The organism is Helicobacter fennelliae (assembly GCF_900451005.1).
GTDB classification, from domain to species: Bacteria; Campylobacterota; Campylobacteria; order Campylobacterales; family Helicobacteraceae; genus Helicobacter_B; species Helicobacter_B fennelliae.
Window position 1 is genome coordinate 122,029 of the sequence record NZ_UGIB01000002.1, and the last position, 18,037, is coordinate 140,065.

22 protein-coding genes are annotated in these 18,037 nt (G+C 32.1%); all 22 read right to left on the reverse strand.

Annotated features, from left to right (window positions below; genetic code table 11):
• Nucleotides 1-13: 13 nt before the first annotated feature.
• Nucleotides 14-1,708 (reverse strand): S28 family serine protease, encoded by a 1,695-nt coding sequence (locus tag DY109_RS10980; protein ID WP_023947292.1) that lies wholly within the window; start codon nucleotides 1,706-1,708, stop codon nucleotides 14-16.
• A 9-nt stretch (nucleotides 1,709-1,717) separates the two neighbouring features.
• Entirely contained in the window at nucleotides 1,718-2,488 is a 771-nt protein-coding gene (locus DY109_RS10985) for a hypothetical protein (RefSeq protein ID WP_023947291.1), read from the reverse strand.
• A complete protein-coding gene (locus tag DY109_RS10990; RefSeq protein WP_023947290.1) occupies nucleotides 2,467-2,850 on the reverse strand; it encodes a hypothetical protein in 384 nt (127 codons plus the stop codon). The genes DY109_RS10985 and DY109_RS10990 overlap by 22 nt, the downstream gene beginning before the upstream one ends.
• Before the next feature lie 87 nt (nucleotides 2,851-2,937).
• Nucleotides 2,938-4,548: a hypothetical protein gene (locus DY109_RS10995; protein WP_244916685.1), complete on the reverse strand. Its 1,611-nt coding sequence runs from the start codon at nucleotides 4,546-4,548 to the stop codon at nucleotides 2,938-2,940.
• A gap of 3 nt (nucleotides 4,549-4,551) precedes the next feature.
• Nucleotides 4,552-4,875, reverse strand: a complete 324-nt coding sequence (locus DY109_RS11000; protein WP_115737902.1) for a hypothetical protein — start codon at nucleotides 4,873-4,875, stop codon at nucleotides 4,552-4,554.
• A gap of 10 nt (nucleotides 4,876-4,885) precedes the next feature.
• A complete protein-coding gene (locus DY109_RS11005) occupies nucleotides 4,886-5,566 on the reverse strand; it encodes a hypothetical protein (RefSeq protein ID WP_023947355.1) in 681 nt (226 codons plus the stop codon).
• A gap of 10 nt (nucleotides 5,567-5,576) precedes the next feature.
• A complete protein-coding gene (locus DY109_RS11010) occupies nucleotides 5,577-6,914 on the reverse strand; it encodes an alpha/beta fold hydrolase (RefSeq protein ID WP_023947353.1) in 1,338 nt (445 codons plus the stop codon).
• Between the two features lie 23 nt (nucleotides 6,915-6,937).
• Nucleotides 6,938-7,429 carry a hypothetical protein gene (locus DY109_RS12235; protein ID WP_023947351.1) on the reverse strand — a complete coding sequence of 164 codons (492 nt, stop codon included), beginning with the start codon at nucleotides 7,427-7,429 and terminating at the stop codon, nucleotides 6,938-6,940.
• A gap of 2 nt (nucleotides 7,430-7,431) precedes the next feature.
• Nucleotides 7,432-7,914 (reverse strand): hypothetical protein, encoded by a 483-nt coding sequence (locus DY109_RS11015; RefSeq protein ID WP_005219853.1) that lies wholly within the window; start codon nucleotides 7,912-7,914, stop codon nucleotides 7,432-7,434.
• Nucleotides 7,915-8,011: 97 nt separating this feature from the next.
• On the reverse strand, nucleotides 8,012-8,518 hold the full coding sequence (locus DY109_RS11025) for a hypothetical protein (RefSeq protein ID WP_023947349.1): 507 nt from the start codon (nucleotides 8,516-8,518) through the stop codon (nucleotides 8,012-8,014).
• Nucleotides 8,519-8,578: 60 nt separating this feature from the next.
• On the reverse strand, nucleotides 8,579-8,893 hold the full coding sequence (locus tag DY109_RS11030) for a hypothetical protein (protein WP_023947347.1): 315 nt from the start codon (nucleotides 8,891-8,893) through the stop codon (nucleotides 8,579-8,581).
• Nucleotides 8,883-9,380 (reverse strand): hypothetical protein, encoded by a 498-nt coding sequence (locus DY109_RS11035; RefSeq protein WP_014667648.1) that lies wholly within the window; start codon nucleotides 9,378-9,380, stop codon nucleotides 8,883-8,885. Before DY109_RS11035 ends, DY109_RS11030 begins: the two co-directional genes overlap by 11 nt.
• Entirely contained in the window at nucleotides 9,377-9,508 is a 132-nt protein-coding gene (locus tag DY109_RS12420) for a hypothetical protein (protein ID WP_023947345.1), read from the reverse strand. Before DY109_RS12420 ends, DY109_RS11035 begins: the two co-directional genes overlap by 4 nt.
• Entirely contained in the window at nucleotides 9,505-10,005 is a 501-nt protein-coding gene (locus DY109_RS11040; protein ID WP_023947343.1) for a hypothetical protein, read from the reverse strand. Before DY109_RS11040 ends, DY109_RS12420 begins: the two co-directional genes overlap by 4 nt.
• A 603-nt stretch (nucleotides 10,006-10,608) precedes the next feature.
• Nucleotides 10,609-11,316 (reverse strand): hypothetical protein, encoded by a 708-nt coding sequence (locus DY109_RS11050; RefSeq protein ID WP_023947339.1) that lies wholly within the window; start codon nucleotides 11,314-11,316, stop codon nucleotides 10,609-10,611.
• 87 nt (nucleotides 11,317-11,403) lie between these two features.
• The gene (locus tag DY109_RS12240) at nucleotides 11,404-13,821 is read right to left on the reverse strand and encodes a hypothetical protein (RefSeq protein WP_015453700.1); all 2,418 of its coding nucleotides are present in this window, start codon (nucleotides 13,819-13,821) and stop codon (nucleotides 11,404-11,406) included.
• Complete coding sequence (locus tag DY109_RS11060) at nucleotides 13,811-14,275, reverse strand: hypothetical protein (RefSeq protein ID WP_023947337.1); 465 nt, start codon at nucleotides 14,273-14,275, stop codon at nucleotides 13,811-13,813. Before DY109_RS11060 ends, DY109_RS12240 begins: the two co-directional genes overlap by 11 nt.
• Before the next feature lie 2 nt (nucleotides 14,276-14,277).
• Nucleotides 14,278-14,838 (reverse strand): hypothetical protein, encoded by a 561-nt coding sequence (locus DY109_RS12245; protein WP_023947336.1) that lies wholly within the window; start codon nucleotides 14,836-14,838, stop codon nucleotides 14,278-14,280.
• The gene (locus DY109_RS11075; protein ID WP_023947334.1) at nucleotides 14,835-15,302 is read right to left on the reverse strand and encodes a hypothetical protein; all 468 of its coding nucleotides are present in this window, start codon (nucleotides 15,300-15,302) and stop codon (nucleotides 14,835-14,837) included. The genes DY109_RS12245 and DY109_RS11075 overlap by 4 nt, the downstream gene beginning before the upstream one ends.
• Complete coding sequence (locus DY109_RS11080) at nucleotides 15,299-16,966, reverse strand: hypothetical protein (RefSeq protein WP_023947332.1); 1,668 nt, start codon at nucleotides 16,964-16,966, stop codon at nucleotides 15,299-15,301. The genes DY109_RS11075 and DY109_RS11080 overlap by 4 nt, the downstream gene beginning before the upstream one ends.
• Before the next feature lie 13 nt (nucleotides 16,967-16,979).
• Nucleotides 16,980-17,312 (reverse strand): hypothetical protein, encoded by a 333-nt coding sequence (locus tag DY109_RS11085; protein ID WP_034548549.1) that lies wholly within the window; start codon nucleotides 17,310-17,312, stop codon nucleotides 16,980-16,982.
• Between the two features lie 10 nt (nucleotides 17,313-17,322).
• The gene (locus DY109_RS11090) at nucleotides 17,323-17,889 is read right to left on the reverse strand and encodes a hypothetical protein (RefSeq protein WP_023947330.1); all 567 of its coding nucleotides are present in this window, start codon (nucleotides 17,887-17,889) and stop codon (nucleotides 17,323-17,325) included.
• Between the last annotated feature and the right edge of the window lie 148 nt (nucleotides 17,890-18,037).

An 18,037-nucleotide genomic window follows, 5' to 3' on the forward strand; every position in this document is an offset into this window, starting at 1 on the left:
CGATTCCTTTGACTTATGAGAGTAGCTCTTCTTTAAATACTACCCTATGAGTTTCACCTTGCTCTATACAGAGATGAAATCTATCAATATAGGCGTTTAGACTAAAATCATCTAGCCCATTTTGATAAATTTTGTATGTGCTTGCATTGTAGCCTAAAAAATAAGAAATGTTTTTGAAGTTTAATAGGCTAATAGTATCGTGTGCGATAAGTCTATAAGCCTGTGATTTTACCAATGAACGCAAGTAGCCTAAATCAAGCTTATTGAGAGAATCTAAGGGGATATTTGTGAAATCATTGGCTCTAAGTGGCATAATGTATATTTGTTGATTTTCTGCAAAAGGCTCTAAGCCCCTATCTTGCAAAAAATCAATGCTTTTCATTTCTATGAGATTTTGATAATACGCTACATCATCTAATACACAATCTATCGCCTCGCTTAGAGTCTCACCCCTTTTATGCAACAAAGAATAATGATACAGATTGCGTAGAAAAAGATTTAAATCTTGCAAGTTCATTTGAGTCTTTGTGCTATGGTGGATTACATCTAGCAATCTATTTAGCCTTTCTAATGCACGCACACAATGGGCTGGGTGATGAAAGTCATTGTTTTTGTCATTGATATAATACAAATAGCCCGGTGTTTTTGTGCCTAGCTCTTGGACAAAATTTAATAATATCCATTGGTTATTGTTGAGATTAGAATCTTTATCGGTATGGATATGAAAGGTTTTGTCTTTTAGGATATTCATTGCCTCTTGCCTATTAGCCCTTGAGAGATTCTTATAGGCTTGTTTTCTATGCTCTCGCATATCTGTTTGTGTATCTCTAGCTTTTATATTAAGGCTTTGCAAAAAGCTAAATATTCCTCTCCATAGTCTCTTTGCGCCCGGTGCCTGATAGGTATAAAGCCCATGTGTGATATGCGGATATGTGAGAGCAAAAAGCTGTGCAAGATACCCTCCTAGTGAGTGTCCTACTACCACTATTGGTGTGTTATGTGCTATCTTTCCGCTTTGCTTTAGCCTAAAGTAAAAATTTATCATAGAATCATACTGCTTTTTAGGGAGTTTTCTCAATGTCAAGGAAGCATCAGTCCCTATATCTTTCCAATCAACTGTAAGAGGATTGGGGCTTGGGGCATCAGTCCCTGCTATACCCAAAACATATTCATTATTTCTTATATCTCTAAAAAGCGTAGCCCTAAAGCCCATTTTAGATTCTCTATCATTTTCATTGATGTGGTCTATCACTTCATAATTTTTAGCAAAGTTTAGGGCGATAGTCATTGCTATTTTATCCACATAAATTTCTTGTGTTTTAGGAATTTTGTAAAATATCTTAAGACCACCAACAGGTATTTTATCGCCTATATCCTTGTTTGAACGAACAAGTGCTAAAAATAACATTTTTTGAGAATCACTCAAACCTCGCAATATGCTTTTATTATACTCATCTAGTAATGATAGACAAGTTGCTATTTTTTCTATTTTGCATTGTATTTTATTTCCTTGAATATCTAAATCTTTCTTGACATCTGTATAGTCATTTCTTTTTCTTGCTTCCATAAAATATGTGAGTTTTACATTCCCCGCCAAAGCCAAAATAGCATATCTATACATAAGCCTTATATGTGCTTCATATAGCAAGAGATTTGCATTTGAATCTAACATTATATCTTGATTGTTTGGTATTTGATTATGTGGCATTTATGCTCCTTACCATACGAAATTACCATTCTCTATATTCTCTAACCACTCTATTGGCACACCCAATACAGGCGTAAGGCTATTGTCTTTATAGGATTTTAAACATAGACACCAAAAATTTTCAAGCCTTTCATTTATACTCATATTTTCACAACTTTTTTCTACGAGTTGGCGTGTTTCTGGACGTAATCTTTCCTTAAGATAATCTCCTGTTTTGCATGAGCATGCCTCGCCTACTACATCTATTGCACTACCATCTTCGCACATCTCATCAATTGTCCTCCAACGCTGAAAAACACTCCAGCCTGCTTTATAAATTTTATATCTTTGCTCATAATTTCTGTAATCATGCACTTGAGCTAAAATCTTTTGTGTATTTTTATTCTTGAATGTAAAAGTTTGTTTTGTAATCATCGTTTTTTTATCGACCCTCTTTTCTGTGTATTCTATAACTATTTGTTTCAAAAATGCTTGATAGTGAGAATCTTTAGTAAATCTTATCAATTCATCACCAAGAATAGTTTTATGATACACATTTGATTGTTGCGTATCTTTGCTAAAAATATATTCTATTATTTCAGTCGTATTGAGAGCCTTTTCGAAAAAATATGTATAAAAATAGTGTTTTGGCACAGAAGTATCATAGATTTTTGTATCGTCATCTATTTGCATTCGCAGTTTATCATATTTTTTATAGTCTTTTTGTATCAGTTCGCCATTATAACACCCACCACAAAGCACCAAAACAAGACTAAGGATTAAGAGATGTATGATTTGCATGTGTTATTCCTAAGTGATGTATTATTGTATTGCATGGGATTAGTATAACCTAATATTTGAGCATTTAGCAAATCCGATTCTAAGACTAAAGGAATACCTTTAGAAGTGAAGGGTTTGCCTTTGTTAGCTTTTAGTTTTACTACTCCATTATGAGGACATTTGATTTCATTATCCTCTAGTATTGGGTGGAGCATAGCGGTAGATTGAATAGAATCTTGGGTTTTAGAATCTTGGTCTTTTTGTTGCAAGGCTTGTCTGTGTTGTTGCTCTGTGTGTTTTGTAGGGGGAGTTTTGGTAGAGAGATTGATAGCGAAACGAGTGTCTATTGGTTGTATCTCTTGTATATCTGTATGTGTTGGCATAGTAATCCTTTATGTATTTATGTATGATTAGAATCTTATCTTGCATTCTCTTAGATTCATTGTGTATTCCCTTGATTCTTTTATACATTAGCTATATGCGTGATAATAGTAGTTTGTCATAGATACTCTTGCATTATTATAAAAGATTTCTATATTATCACTCTCATCACTCATATATACCTCTCCCTTTTCTCCATAGAAAAATCTAGGATTGTCTATATCCTCTTTACCACCTCTAAGCAATAAAGCATAAAAATATACATCACAAGGCATATTACTCACATCTATACTAAAGTCTTGTTCTATTTGTTTAGAATCTATAATGCTATTATCTCTAGCAAAGATGCTTACTTTGTTATTATGCTGGAATATAAGATTAGCAAAGCTAAGAGAGGTATTAGCAAGATAGCTGTTGTTAGAATCTAGGGAGTTAGTAGAAGTATTAGCATTGGCTTGGGGATTACTAAAAGTGCGAATATGAGAGTCTTTAAGAGAATCTAAGAATATAATTTTTGTATCTCTATCATTAGATTCTAAGATGAGATAGGAGTCTTTTGTGATATAGGCATTGTTGTTTGTGTTTAGATTCTGTGTGGTGCTTGTAGTATTACCTTTAGAGAATCTTACTTGTCGTTGTGCTTGTCTTTCTTTGTCTCTTTGTTTTCTTTCCTGCTCTCTTTGGTATTCTTGGAGTTTAGATTCTCTCTCTTTAGAATCTAATCCTTGTAGTTGTTGCTCTAGCTCTTGTTGCTGTTTTTGTAACTCTTGTATTTCTTTATCTTGTATTTGCTTTCTTATTTGCATTATGGCGTTATAGAGGGATATTCTCTCATTGATGTAGTCTTGGGTTAGGGCTTGTTTATCAGCAATAAAGATAGTATAAAAGTCAGATTTGTAGTTATAAAACTCTCGCCAATTAGATTCTCTTAATAATGGCTCTTTATTAGAATCTAAAAGTATATAATTCTCACAGAAAAAGAGGGCTTTAAGGAGGTGTAAGGGAGAGTTTGGTGTGAGGGAGTGTATATCTTTAGGATTAAGCTTTTGGATATAGGCTACCTTTGGATTTGTAAATGAAATAATAGGAATAGGCTTATACGCATTAAATTCTGTATTAGTTTTTTGAATATTATGGTAGAGCCTTTGCATTTCTTGTTGTAGAGATTGTGTTTTAGATTCTGGATTTTCATTTTGTGAAAAACTACACATTATCATATCTTGATTAAAAAGATTGGTGTAGTTTTTATCATTGCTATATAGTGAGCAGATATTGTTTTGGAGGGTTTTGTAATTAGGGTAAATATATTTGTTTGAAGCATTAAAGCCCTTTTGAACGAACACTCCACTAGAATATGCGACTCTAGCTCCAGCATTCTTAATAAGAGAGGCGATTGCCGAAGGTCCAATCAAAGAACCAGCATAATACAATGGTCGATCCTTTGCGTCTTGGATTATTTGGTCGATAACCATATCTCTAATGGTAGAATTATCTTTTATAAGCTTTAGCGAATCGACAAATACCTTAAATTCCTCAATAGCCTCTTGTTGCTCTTTATTACCACTATCAAAAATAAAATCTTTTAGACCAGAAACTTTGTATAGAAATTCAGAAAAACCATACGCAGTAACCACCACAGAATCCCAAACGCCATCGGCTAAATCATCAATATGTTTTACAATAGAACTCTTTTCCGACATAATTTACTCCTTAATCCTATGTAATGGCATAATAGCTAAAACACACAATTTAAAAATAGTATATATAATAATTGAAAAAAGCAGTGCGACATTGCTACTAAAGCCAAGTTTTTCAAAAAAATTTAGCATTATTAAAAAAAATAAAAGTATAGGGATAAAATCCGTAGAAACCATATAAAGAAAAGAAACAATCTCATTGGCTTTGTATTTAGCGTTGCAATTCTTACACGATATAACACGACCATAGCCGATAAGATACAAATTCCAAATACTCTGTAATTTATTAATATTATTCCCACATACTTCACATTTTTTATATAACGACATTGCATTCCTTTTAACTTGCTAGATTGATAGTATAGCATATATTACTCTTTAGTTTTACTACTCCATTATGAGGACATTTGATTTCAGTATCCTCTAGTATTGGGTGGAGCATAGAGGTGGATTGACTTTTGTCATTACTAGCCACAGGTGAAGAATCTTTATCCCTCTGTGCTTTTTCTCTCTCTTGTATTGCCTTAGATTCGGAGGAATTGCATTCTAATTTGATGTTAAGACTAGAATCTAAAAGGGAGTAGTTTAGGAGAGTAAGCCTAGAGCCATTTAAAAAAATATCTAAGGTGCTTAGGGAATTGTTAGAATCTGCATTGCTAGAATCTCTATTGTTGCTTGTAGATTCTATAATCTCATCGCTAGCTTGTAAATGATAGATAGGCTTAAGAGTATCTAAGCCTAGATTATTATCTTTAGAATCTAATGTGCCAAAAAAGCATTCATAACCTAAACTCTTAGATTCATCACCACCTGCAAGAAGGATAGATTCTAAAAACACATATACTTCATAGCTATATACATCTTGTAAGCTTATATCCCTGTATGCTTCATTTTCTTGTAGGTTTTCAAAGATGATGTTATGGATTGTTTTGCAATCTAGGGTTGTATTATTGTTTATGCGGTTGATATGAACTATTTGTTTTTCTTTATGTATTGAAATATAAAAACTATTCTCTAACATTCTTGTTTCCTTATGCTCCCTTAACTGCTATCATTGTTGCTTTACCACCATAATACAAGCCTTGTATGATTTTGCAATGACTTCCTAGTGAGGTTTCGCACCACTTATTATGCACTGCTCTATATACACTTGAATTATATCCATAGATTGAACCTAGATTGTCTTTGTTTTCTATTATTTGATTGTTTTTATTTATGATGATAAAGTTTCTATATTCTGCAAGACAAGCTTTATATCCTACATTATTTATATTATTGATATCATCACATTTTTTTCTTATCTCAGCAAAGTATTCTTTATCTAAGATACTCATATAGTATCCATCGTTTGAAAGTGTAGTGACAAAGTCTATTATAGATTCTTTGGGAATAGTGGGTTGCATAGAGCTTGTATAATACGATTTACCTTGCATTGATAGTTCCTGATTGCTTTTACCAATAATCACTGCAACCCTGCTTAAAAATATTTCTAAAAAATCCATTTCTTTAGGAGAATCCCTAAATAGTGTAAATGGTCCATTTTTTATCTCGAAACTTCTTTTGTTATTCTTGTTTGTTGTTATTACAAAAGTTTCTAAATGAATCTTTATATCATTCATAAATTTATTGCAATACTCTATACACTCACTAAGGCTTTTATCTTTGACTTTATCGTAATTAGAATCTAATTCTAAAAGATAGGAGTAGAAGTAGAGGATATTTAGCATTGGGGCTAAGAAATGTGAGTTTGATAACTCATTCCCAAGATAGATAGGATAATAATTCCCTGCTATATCTGTGCCTAAATGCTGGATAAGATTCACATAAAAGGTTGTATCACTCATATGTTTTTCAAAGTCAAGTAGATTTGTGGCTTCTATGTGATAGTGGTTGTTTTTGTCTAGTGGATAGGGCATATACTTGCCCTCTCTAGATTCTGAATCTTTTATATTTTTAATGAGGTATTTAATAATGCCACTATATTTTTGTAGTTCCTTTGGTATCCAAGTCGCATACTTGATATTAATCGTTAAAGATAGCAGCCCTAAAACCGCCATAACCTTTAAAGTAGTAGGCGATTTTGTTAAAAGCTTAAAGCCTATTTTTCTTGCGATACCTGCACCACCAACAACATAGGTAGCAATCTCAAAACCACTCAAAAGATCATCGATAAAGTCCTTATTCCAAGCTCCAAGTAATCCGGGAGAGTTAAATGTGTAGAGTTCTGCTACTCTATCAGGATACATAAAGCAAAAGCTTTGAGCTAAATACCCACCTAGCGAATGTCCTACAATAATTAGTTTTTGTTTATAATCTAAATGCTTTTTAATTTGCTCCTCATAGAATCTTGCTAACTCATAGCACTGCATAGGGATACCATTTCTAGCAAGGGTTATATCAATGGATAAATCCTCAAGGTTATCTCTGTGCCACGAATGGCTAAGATATATTCTGAATCTTTAGAAGTAGCTTTTGTGTCTTTAAATAAAGTGGCAGAAAATCCATAATCTGCATTGGGCTGGTGTTCTATGAGTTCGTAGCGATTGACGAAGTTTTTGGTTCTTTGAGAAAGTTCTCTTGCGACTGATACCATTTTAGGACTATCCCCTAATTTATCATCAACAAATGTTCCCTTTTCTATAACTATATCTTTTTGAAAGCGAGATTCTATGGCACGAGCATAGGTGGTGTTTATTTCTTTTTCTTGCCCCTCAATTTTTATTTTTCTTGTGTTACCTAATCTAACTTTATCAGAATCTTTCCATTCTTTAGAAGGAAAAATAGAATCTATATTCTCAAACACATAATCTAGCATCGCGTATGAAGCATCAGCACAATCAGCCATATCTCTAAATTTCTTTATTAGTTCTCTATTTGTTGCCATTTTTACTCCTTCACCAAGAATGTATTGTTTCTATTAAAGCATTCCAATATCTCAGAGCTTTTCATTTCAAAACCTCTGCCTTCATCTCCTGTCAAAAATATACCATAATTCTTATATGCAAAGTTTCTTTCAAAAGAAACTACATAACTCTTATTTTTGGTCATATCGTAATAATAATATTTTCTGTCATCAAGTTTATAAATACGACTATTTATTGATTGATAACGCTCATACACCGTTTTACTAAATTCCTCCATCTTGCGTGTGTATTTGTTATCTTGTAGATTATGTGTAATCATATCTTCATATAATTCCTTATTGACTATATAAATCCCACTCTCATTTTTACACAAATTCTTAACTTGATACCACTGCCAATCCATAAGTCTAAATGAACATCCGCCCACAAAGAATAACATCACACACAAAGATATTAGGGAGATAAGGATTCTCTTTAGTGTAAATATTTGCTTAACTTTTAGCATTATCATTTCCTACTTTCATACACAAAGTCTAGCATCGCATAGCTTGCATCAGCTACCTCTACATAGTCTTTGAATTTATTAATCATTTCTCTATTTGTCATTCACACATTCCTTTATATAAATTATTATAATCTTTTATATTGAAATTATTGTTAGCATTTGGGAGATAATATATTCTCCATATATCAATTCCAAAACCTCCACCTTCATCACCTTTTAATGCAATTTTAAAATATATTTGTCTATATTCTCTTATTTGATAGATTGTATGTTTTATGTTGTTGTTATCTATGTAAAAAATATTTTCACCAATAATAGCTATTCTACTATACTTTGTTGGTATTTTTAAGCTTTCTATTTGGCTCAAAAAACCATTTGACAATACTTTATCTTTTTTGTATCTCTCTTCACCCTTTACTTCTTCATATAATTTATCATCAAATATATAGTTTCCACTGCACTTATCGCTCATAGATTCTGCCTTGTAAAACTGCCAATCCATCAATGCTGTAGAAAAATCTGCAATGCAAAATAATCCTGCAACTATTATGCTAATTGATATTAATATTCTCTTCATTATTGTAAATATATTCTTATAAAGCATCGGTAAATTCCGCCATATCTTTGAATCTGTTTATTAATTCTCTTTTTTTTTATCCATTGATTATCCTGCCATTTTAGGACTATCTCCTAATTTATCATCAACAAATGTTCCCTTTTCTATAACTATATCTTTTTGAAAGCGAGATTCTATGGCACGAGCATAGGCGGTATTAGAATTTGGTAGTATAATATTACCATTTAAATATTTATCGTTTTCTATTGTTTTATCCCTATTGGTTATATTATCAGCTTCTTCCCATTTTTTAGATTTGAATACAGAATCTATGTTTTCAAAAACATAATGAAGCATTGCATATGAAGCGTCTGCTATATCCGCCATATCTTTGAATCTTGTAATCATTTCTTTATTTGTCATTTTTATCCTTTTTTATGAAAGTATCTGTTTCTTTATCGTAGTAAAATACATTATCCCTATTACAAAGCCATACAGATTCATCGCCACCTTTAAATCTAAATCCAGCGCCTTCATCACCAATCAGCCATAAGCCATAGGTATAATACTTATAACATAAATAATAACTTATAGTATTTTTTTGTCCGTTCCCATCAATATAAGAATATATTAAATGCTTCCCACTTTTTATTCTGCTATCAATTTTATCTATATCAGCCTCATATTCATAAATTACTTTATATCCATTTTGTAGGATTTTGCCCACTCCTATTCTCCTTGCCTCTCTATCCAACTCTTCATCAAGCACATATAATCCACTTGTATCGTTTTCAAGTTTTCTAAGCTTGTAGTATTGTGGGTCAAGAAATTGTGTATTACCCCCGCTAAATACAAGTATTACTATAGGTATTACTACCAAGATTCCAAAGATTGCATATATCATTCTCATACGCACTTCCTAGATTCAAATATAGAATCTATATTCTCATACACATAATGTAACTTTGCATAACTCGCATCTGCGCAATCTGCGTAATCTTTGAATTTATTTATCATTTCTTTATTTGAGTTACTCATTCACAAATTCCTTTAAGAGTGTTATTATACTCTTCTATATAAAAAGTATGGTTTTTACTTTGAAACCAATGAAAATCCCGAGCATTAAGCCTCAACCCTGCTGCCTCATCACCACTAAGATAAATTCTAAAATACCTCTGTATATATTCTCTTATTTGATAAATAGTGTGTTTATTTCCGCTATCATCTATATAAAAAATATTCTTTCCTAGAATCCAAATCCTACCATATTGCGTATTTACTTCAAGAGTTTCTCTCTTAATGGGAAAGCCATTAGATAAAATTGCTATTTTATCGCCATATTCTTTGGCTTCTTCATATAAATCCTTATCATAAATATAAATTCCACTACACTTATTATTTATATATTTTGCCTTATAATACTGCCAATCCATAAAAGCTGTCGAAAAGTTAGCAGCACAAAACAACACTAAAAATGCCACAGCAAAAAATACAAGAACTTTCTTCAGTGTGAGATATTTTTTAATGACATTCATTGTACATCCTCAAACACATAATACAACATCGCATAACCTGCATCAGCTACCTCTGCCATATCCTTGATTTTGTTGATTCTTTTTTTGCTTGTCATTAATTTTCCTTGCTAATATCGATAAAATATCTTTTTGTTTTGCACCACGCATTTGATTTTTGTATATTCCAATTCCAACCAGATGCTTCATCACCTTGAAACTTAACACGATAAAAAGTCATGTCATAACCTATTCCTTTACTAACTAATGTGTTATCTATATACCATTCGTATTCAGTCCTGCGAACTCCTAAAATCTTTTTTTGTGAAATAGCCTTTGTTTTTATTTTTGTGGCGAAAAGAGATTGCAAATCAGTTATTTCCCGTATAGGTTCTACTCCCTTGTAAGAATCTTGTATTTCTAATTTATCATATAAATTTTTATCATAAAGTATTTGTTTGTCGTTTTTGCATAAATAAAACCAAGCAATATAGCTTCTAGGGTCAATAAATATTGTCGAACACCCACCTATAAAAAATAATATAAAAAATAAAGATTTAGAGATATTAAGATTCTCTTGATTGTAAAAGTTTGCTTAAGTTTTAAGATAATAGATTCTTTAGTCATTCACGCCATCTCTTTAATCTTGATTGTATAAGATTCTACAATATACTTGCTAATCCCACCATTACACTTTATTCTATATATGGGAAGATTGTCTTTTTGCTTTGTATTTATTTTATAATACAATCTTAGTAGTGGTTTAGTAAGTTTTATTGTTGCAAGTAATGCTTCTTTGCTTTGTGTATTAGCATTACTAGGATTTGGTGAGTTTATCCTAAAAGTATTTTCTTTAGGTGTGCAAATAAGAGGAAATCCTTTATCACTTATTACACCACTAGAGACTAAATCTTGCATTATGGGATAATCATCATTAAACTTTTTTAATCCTCTTGCACTAGGGAGTATTACAGAAATAAGAGTGCATGGAGTAGGAACACCTGCGATATTATTAGTGCAGCCTATAATGTGAGAGTTGATTAAATCAGATTCTAGAATCATAGGTATGCCTTTAGACTTAAAAGGTTTACCTTTATTACTCTTTAGTTTTACTACTCCATTATGAGGACATTTGATTTCAGTATCCTCTAGTATTGGGTGGAGCATAGCGGTAGATTGAATAGAATCTTGGGTTTTAGAATCTTGGTCTTTTTGTTGCAAGGCTTGTCTGTGTTGTTGCTCTGTGTGTTTTGTAGGGGGAGTTTTGGTAGAGAGATTGATAGCGAAACGAGTATCTATTGGTTGTATCTCTTGTATATCTGTATGTGTTGGCATAGTAATCCTTTATGTATTTATGTATGATTAGAATCTTATCTTGCATTCTCTTAGATTCATTGTGTATTCCCTTGATTCTTTTATACATTAGCTATATGCGTGATAATAGTAGTTTGTCATAGATACTCTTGCATTATTATAAAAGATTTCTATATTATCACTCTCATCACTCATATATACCTCTCCCTTTTCTCCATAGAAAAATCTAGGATTGTCTATATCCTCTTTACCACCTCTAAGCAGTAAAGAGTAAAAATACACATCGCAGGGCAAAGTAAAGTCTAAACCTAAATCTTTTTCCAAGCTTTTAGAATCTATAATGCTGTTGTCTTTGGCGAAAATGGTTATTTTGTTAGATTTTACATAAACTTCATCAAGTTCTATTTTGACATTTTTCATTATATCTTGTGTGTCATTTCTATTATATTTTGGTTTTTTCACGATGATAGCTTCATCTAGGTTGCGTAGTAAATCTGCCCTACTAAAAATAAGATACTCTAATTTGTCATTTTCTATCATATTACCATTGCTATCTAGCTCATATGGATAATGCCAATAATAATATCTTAGATTATGAGCAATCTTATAAAGTTCTTTTCTCGTATCTATATAATCTTGGGTAAGATGCTCATTTGATAGACAAAACATAGTAACAAAGCTTGACTTATAGCCTAGAGTCTTTATTAAAATATCTTTCTCTTTTATACATTCATCGCCATTTTTATGCACCATAATAAAAAACTGACACTGATAGAGCGCATAGATTTTGGCAATACTAGATTCTAGTGTGAATGTATCTATATCATTTGTATCTAAGATTTGTAGGTAAGTATCTTGGATTTGATATGCAAGTAGGCAATCAATGAAATTGTCTTTCTTAAATGATTGAGTATCTAAATGTGAGACAAAGGCATTTGTATGTAAGCATATTGGATACAGCACACAATCCAAAGGACCTATCTCTGCATTAAACTTTTTCTTTTTATCATTTCCCCAAGCAGTTTTTTCAAGCTTACTAAAATGGAGTTTGTAAAATTTGCTTTGAAAAAGGAGGCATTGGATAAAGTCATTCAAAGAATCTAGTGTTTGGGCAATGTTAAAATCCTTACATCTATTTTCATTAGGCTCATAAGAGAGAATATAAGCATAAAGATAAAGAGATTCAACAAATTCTTTGAGATAATGTGAATGCTTTCCTACATTGATTAAATGCAACGCCTCTGTATTTTTATAATCTAGCCTATCACCTAGTGTTAATCCTAGCTTTATGCCTAAATCCGATATAACAGAAGTAGTAGGCTCATAAAATTGCTGCCAAGCATAACTTAGGCTATCATCGTTTTTCATAGCTGCCCTAATAGAATCTAAATGATGTATGGCTACTCCAAGATTATTCCCTTTTTGCGCCTTTTTTGCACTATCTCCCAATGTCTCAAATATCTCTGTATCTTTATGAGTTTCCATAAGTCTTATTGCATTATCGGTACCACCCTCATAGCCCGAAGCTTGCAAAGACTTATCAAGCACTTTTCGTGTAAAGCCATTGGGGTTAAAGAGTTTGGCGACACTCCTTACTAGCTTTACAAGAAGTTTCCATATCACCCTAAGCACTCGTAAGAATATAACCATAGCAGAAGTGATAATGCCTCCAAGTCCGGGAGCATTATAGGTATAAAGCTCTTTTACTACAACAGGATAGCCCATAACAAACACTTGTGCCAAGTGCCCTCCTAATGAATGTCCTGTGGTCGTAACTCTAATGTTATTTGATGAGAAATATTTGTTAATGCTTTGATAGGATTGATAGTTATCTTGCAAAGATTCTAGATTGTGATTATAAACATAACTATTTGCATTTTCAATAGATAGTTTGTGATGAGCTATGATAGTTCTAAATATGCTTTTAGAGAGTAGCTCTAGTGCTTTTGCTTGGGTGATAGCTACACCAGTAGTAGCAAGCAATACATCAGCACCTAAGACGTCAGTCAAAACACCTTTGCTATCTGCCTCTGTGCCTCTAAAGGCGATGATATATGAAAAGTCATTTTCAAGCTTTCTTGCATTTGTGGCTGTATCTAGTTCCCCTAAATCTCTAAATATTGTAGCAGAGAATCCACTAAGTGTATTTGGGATATGATGAATTAATTCATAACGATTGACAAAGTTTTTAGTGCGGTGGGAGAGGGTGGCCTGAAGTGATATATCTTTGATAGATTTTATTTGTTTGTCTTTACCATCATCATCTTTGATTATCATTTCATTGCAAAATCGTGCTTCGATAGCTCGGGCGTAGGTGGTGTTGGAATCTTTTTTGATAATTGTGAGAAGCTCTTTTTTTGAATTTATAATTTCTATATCATCACATACTATATGACCTTTTGTTAGATTGTCGCCAAATATTTTATTCCATTCATCTATCTTATATACTTCATCTAATAAAGCATAACTCGCATCGGCACAATCCGCCATATCTTTGAATCTATTAATCATTATTTTATTTGTCATTATTTTTCTCCTCCATATAAAATTTATTTTTTGATGTTGCTTCTCTGTCTATCGTCTCTTTTGTTTCCCAATAAAATCCTCTGCCCTCATCGCCTTTTAACCATAAACCATAATGCGTATAAGTAAATCCTTTAATATACGATATGATATGTTCTTTTCCGTTAGAATCTATATAATAAACCTCAAATCTCTTATATTCAGTAAGCCTACTATCTAATTGCCTAATGGTTTCATCGGTGTTATATTTTACATCATAACCATTTGATAAAATATTTTTGACTCCTTTTTTATTATATTCTTGAAATAAATCTTTATCATAAATATAAAACCCACTTTCTTTCTCCACTAAATCCAGAAACTTATACCACTGCGGATCAAAATATTTAAACGAGCAACCACTCAACATAAATATTACTACCAAGATTCCAAAGATTGCTAAAATAGCATTAATCATTCTCACACTATTTCCTTTGTAGATTCTGTGCCTCTAAAGGCGATGATATATGAAAAGTCATTTTCAAGCTTTCTTGCATTTGTGGCTGTATCTAGTTCCCCTAAATCTCTAAATATCGTAGCAGAGAATCCACTAAGAGTATTTGGGATATGAGAGACTAACTCATAGCGATTGACGAAGTTTTTAGTGCGGTGGGATATAGTATAGTGATTAGGATAAGCAATATATTTTTCATCGTTAAGAAAAATATATTGCTTGTTTTCATTTTTAGCAATAAAATTTTGAATCTCATTATTTATCTTTGTTGACTTATATTCAATTTTAAGAGTTTCATCATTTATTATGGGCTTATCTATCATGAAATCTTGGCAGAATCTAGCTTCTATTGCCATAGCATAGGCTGTTGGCTGTCCATTGTTATCATAGCCTTTTGTAATATTATCAGCAAAGCCCCATTTATTAAAAAATGTTTCATTTTCATATACCCAATGTAGCTTTGCATACGCTGCGTCGGCACAATCTGCCATATCTTTCATTCGTTCAATTAATTCTTTATTTGTCATTTTCGTTCTCCATATACATAAATGTTTTCTTGCGGAAGTATATCTAATATTTCTTTTGTCTCAATCCAAAATCCTCTACCCTCATCACCTTGTAACCATAAGCCATAAGAGATATACTCAAAAGCAATTAATTTTGAAATTAGACATTCTTTGTTATGCGAATCTATGTAATAAAATTTACGCATTATTTTTTTTAATCTCTTGCCAAGAATTTCAACCTCGCCATCTAACAATAACTTATAACCATTTGGCATTAATTTGTCTGTAGTTAAGTATTCTTCATTATCATGAATATTAAGCACAAATGCTTCATACAATTTTTTATCGTAAATATAGCGTTTTGCTTCTTGTTTTGATGATAAAAACTTATACCACTGCGGGTCAAAATATTTAAACGAACAACCACTCAACAAAAACATTATTGCTAAGATTCCAAAGATTCCTAAAATAGCACTAATCCTCACGCTATTTCCCTTGTAGATTCTGTGTCCCTAAAGGCGATGACATATTCAAAGTGTTTTTTAAACTCTTTTGTATTTGTAGTTGTATTAGATTCTTTTATATCATAAAATATCGTAGCAGAGAATCCGCTAAGAGTATTTGGGATATGATGAACTAATTCATAGCGATTAACGAAGTTTTTGGTGCAAGTAGAAGGAACTTGTTGTTTAGAATCTATAACACTATTGTCTCTAGCAAAGATGCTTACTTTGTTATTGTATTGCAATATGAGATTGTTAAAGCTAAGGGGTGTATTAGCAAGATAGCTGTTGTTAGAATCTAGGGAGTTAGTAGAAGTATTAGCATTGGCTTGGGGATTACTAAAAGTGCGAATATGAGAGTCTTTAAGAGAATCTAAGAATATAATTTTTGTATCTCTATCATTAGATTCTAAGATGAGATAGGAGTCTTTTGTGATATAGGCATTGTTGTTTGTGTTTAGATTCTGTGTGGTGCTTGTAGTATTACCTTTAGAGAATCTTACTTGTCGTTGTGCTTGTCTTTCTTTGTCTCTTTGTTTTCTTTCCTGCTCTCTTTGGTATTCTTGGAGTTTAGATTCTCTCTCTTTAGAATCTAATCCTTGTAGTTGTTGCTCTAGCTCTTGTTGCTGTTTTTGTAACTCTTGTATTTCTTTATCTTGTATTTGCTTTCTTATTTGCATTATGGCGTTATAGAGGGATATTCTCTCATTGATGTAGTCTTGGGTTAGGGCTTGTTTATCAGCAATAAAGATAGTATAAAAGTCAGATTTGTAGTTATAAAACTCTCGCCAATTAGATTCTCTTAATAATGGCTCTTTATTAGAATCTAAAAGTATATAATTCTCACAGAAAAAGAGGGCTTTAAGGAGGTGTAAGGGAGAGTTTGGTGTGAGGGAGTGTATATCTTTAGGATTAAGCTTTTGGATATAGGCTACCTTTGGATTTGTAAATGAAATAATAGGAATAGGCTTATACGCATTAAATTCTGTATTAGTTTTTTGAATATTATGGTAGAGCCTTTGCATTTCTTGTTGTAGAGATTGTGTTTTAGATTCTGGATTTTCATTTTGTGAAAAACTACACATTATCATATCTTGATTAAAAAGATTGGTGTAGTTTTTATCATTGCTATATAGTGAGCAGATATTGTTTTGGAGGGTTTTAAAGCTTGGGTAAAATTCGTGGATTGTATTAAGGGCTTTGGTGGAAAAAATTGTCGAAGCAAATAATGTTCTTGGAACTGCATTTATACTTTGTTCCGCAATAATTCTTAATGGTTGAGATTGTATTTTTGCCGTAACCTTATTCCCTGCTTTTATTGTGGAAGATATTCCAGATGTAATCGCAAAAGAACCAATGTAATACAATGGTCTTTCTTTAAAATCTTGTATTAACATTTCTTTCGCTGCCATTCTAGTTTCTTCGTTATTCAAAAAAGTTCTAATACCTTTCCAAAATAATTTCACTTCCTCAATGGCTTCTTGCTGATGATAATCTTTTATCACGATACTACCATGTTGCCAATCACGCAATCCAGAGATTCTGCTTAGAAAATCTCCAAAATTATAGGCAGCAACCCAAAAAGATGCAATCCCTTCGCCAAAATCACTTAAATGGTCTGTAAAATCTTTATTGTTTTCTGCCATTTTCTATCTCCTCTCAATTTTTACTATCTTTATAAAATGGCATTATACATACAATGCCAAAATTTATGATATGCCAAAAAGCAATGCTGATTATAATAATGAGCCACCATTGCATCGGCGGAAAAACAAGCCATACGAACAATGCACAAAATACATTGCCAAGAATAACATCCGTTGGTAAAAATCTTAAGAACATATAAAACACTGCTTTGGGTTTATGTCGAGTTTGACAATTTTTGCATACAATGCTGAATTTATTCTTTTCAGATACTTCATACAAATTCCAAATACTCTGCAATTTATTAATATTATTCCCACACACTTCACATTTTTTATATAACAACATTGCATTCCTTTTAACTTGCTAGATTGATAGCATAACATAATTTTTCAGTATCCTCTAGGATTGGGTGAAGCATAGAGGTGGATTGACTTTTGTCATTACTAGCCACAGGTGAAGAATCTTTATCCCTCTGTGCTTTTTCTCTCTCTTGTATTGCCTTAGATTCGGAGGAATTGCATTCTAATTTGATGTTAAGACTAGAATCTAAAAGGGAGTAGTTTAGGAGAGTAAGCCTAGAGCCATTTAAAAAAATATCTAAGGTGCTTAGGGAATTGTTAGAATCTGCATTGCTAGAATCTCTATTGTTGCTTGTAGATTCTATAATCTCATCGCTAGCTTGTAAATGATAGATAGGCTTAAGAGTATCTAAGCCTAGATTATTATCTTTAGAATCTAACTCACCAAAAAAGCATTCGTTATAGGGTTTATTAGATTCTGTGCCGCCTGTGAGTTCTACTCCCATAAAGTATAGCTTGGAATTTATAGAATCTATGCCTTTAGATTCTAAGACTTTACAGTCTATGGTTTGGTTATTATAAGCTCGTATTTCCTCTATGTGTTTTGTATCTTTATTGCTCATATATTACTCCTCACATACTACTGATTTTCGTAATGCGTGTAGAGATTTACTCCAATAGCTCAAATCATCGTTGCCACTTAGGATAGCTATATGGCTTTTGTTGGTAGAATCTATAAAGCTTTCTGACATATTGGAATAATGGTAATTT

Excerpts from the sequence above, each read along its gene's own strand:
- DY109_RS10980 (WP_023947292.1), bottom strand. The coding sequence starts at position 1,708 with ATGCCACATAATCAAATACCAAACAATCAAGATATAATGTTAGATTCA.
- DY109_RS10985 (WP_023947291.1), bottom strand. The coding sequence starts at position 2,488 with ATGCAAATCATACATCTCTTAATCCTTAGTCTTGTTTTGGTGCTTTGT.
- DY109_RS10990 (WP_023947290.1), bottom strand. The coding sequence starts at position 2,850 with ATGCCAACACATACAGATATACAAGAGATACAACCAATAGACACTCGT.
- DY109_RS10995 (WP_244916685.1), bottom strand. The coding sequence starts at position 4,548 with ATGTCGGAAAAGAGTTCTATTGTAAAACATATTGATGATTTAGCCGAT.
- DY109_RS11000 (WP_115737902.1), bottom strand. The coding sequence starts at position 4,875 with ATGTCGTTATATAAAAAATGTGAAGTATGTGGGAATAATATTAATAAA.
- DY109_RS11005 (WP_023947355.1), bottom strand. The coding sequence starts at position 5,566 with ATGTTAGAGAATAGTTTTTATATTTCAATACATAAAGAAAAACAAATA.
- DY109_RS11010 (WP_023947353.1), bottom strand. The coding sequence starts at position 6,914 with ATGCAGTGCTATGAGTTAGCAAGATTCTATGAGGAGCAAATTAAAAAG.
- DY109_RS12235 (WP_023947351.1), bottom strand. The coding sequence starts at position 7,429 with ATGGCAACAAATAGAGAACTAATAAAGAAATTTAGAGATATGGCTGAT.
- DY109_RS11015 (WP_005219853.1), bottom strand. The coding sequence starts at position 7,914 with ATGCTAAAAGTTAAGCAAATATTTACACTAAAGAGAATCCTTATCTCC.
- DY109_RS11025 (WP_023947349.1), bottom strand. The coding sequence starts at position 8,518 with ATGCTTTATAAGAATATATTTACAATAATGAAGAGAATATTAATATCA.
- DY109_RS11030 (WP_023947347.1), bottom strand. The coding sequence starts at position 8,893 with ATGACAAATAAAGAAATGATTACAAGATTCAAAGATATGGCGGATATA.
- DY109_RS11035 (WP_014667648.1), bottom strand. The coding sequence starts at position 9,380 with ATGAGAATGATATATGCAATCTTTGGAATCTTGGTAGTAATACCTATA.
- DY109_RS12420 (WP_023947345.1), bottom strand. The coding sequence starts at position 9,508 with ATGAGTAACTCAAATAAAGAAATGATAAATAAATTCAAAGATTACGCA.
- DY109_RS11040 (WP_023947343.1), bottom strand. The coding sequence starts at position 10,005 with ATGAATGTCATTAAAAAATATCTCACACTGAAGAAAGTTCTTGTATTT.
- DY109_RS11050 (WP_023947339.1), bottom strand. The coding sequence starts at position 11,316 with ATGCCAACACATACAGATATACAAGAGATACAACCAATAGATACTCGT.
- DY109_RS12240 (WP_015453700.1), bottom strand. The coding sequence starts at position 13,821 with ATGACAAATAAAATAATGATTAATAGATTCAAAGATATGGCGGATTGT.
- DY109_RS11060 (WP_023947337.1), bottom strand. The coding sequence starts at position 14,275 with ATGATTAATGCTATTTTAGCAATCTTTGGAATCTTGGTAGTAATATTT.
- DY109_RS12245 (WP_023947336.1), bottom strand. The coding sequence starts at position 14,838 with ATGACAAATAAAGAATTAATTGAACGAATGAAAGATATGGCAGATTGT.
- DY109_RS11080 (WP_023947332.1), bottom strand. The coding sequence starts at position 16,966 with ATGGCAGAAAACAATAAAGATTTTACAGACCATTTAAGTGATTTTGGC.
- DY109_RS11085 (WP_034548549.1), bottom strand. The coding sequence starts at position 17,312 with ATGTTGTTATATAAAAAATGTGAAGTGTGTGGGAATAATATTAATAAA.
- DY109_RS11090 (WP_023947330.1), bottom strand. The coding sequence starts at position 17,889 with ATGAGCAATAAAGATACAAAACACATAGAGGAAATACGAGCTTATAAT.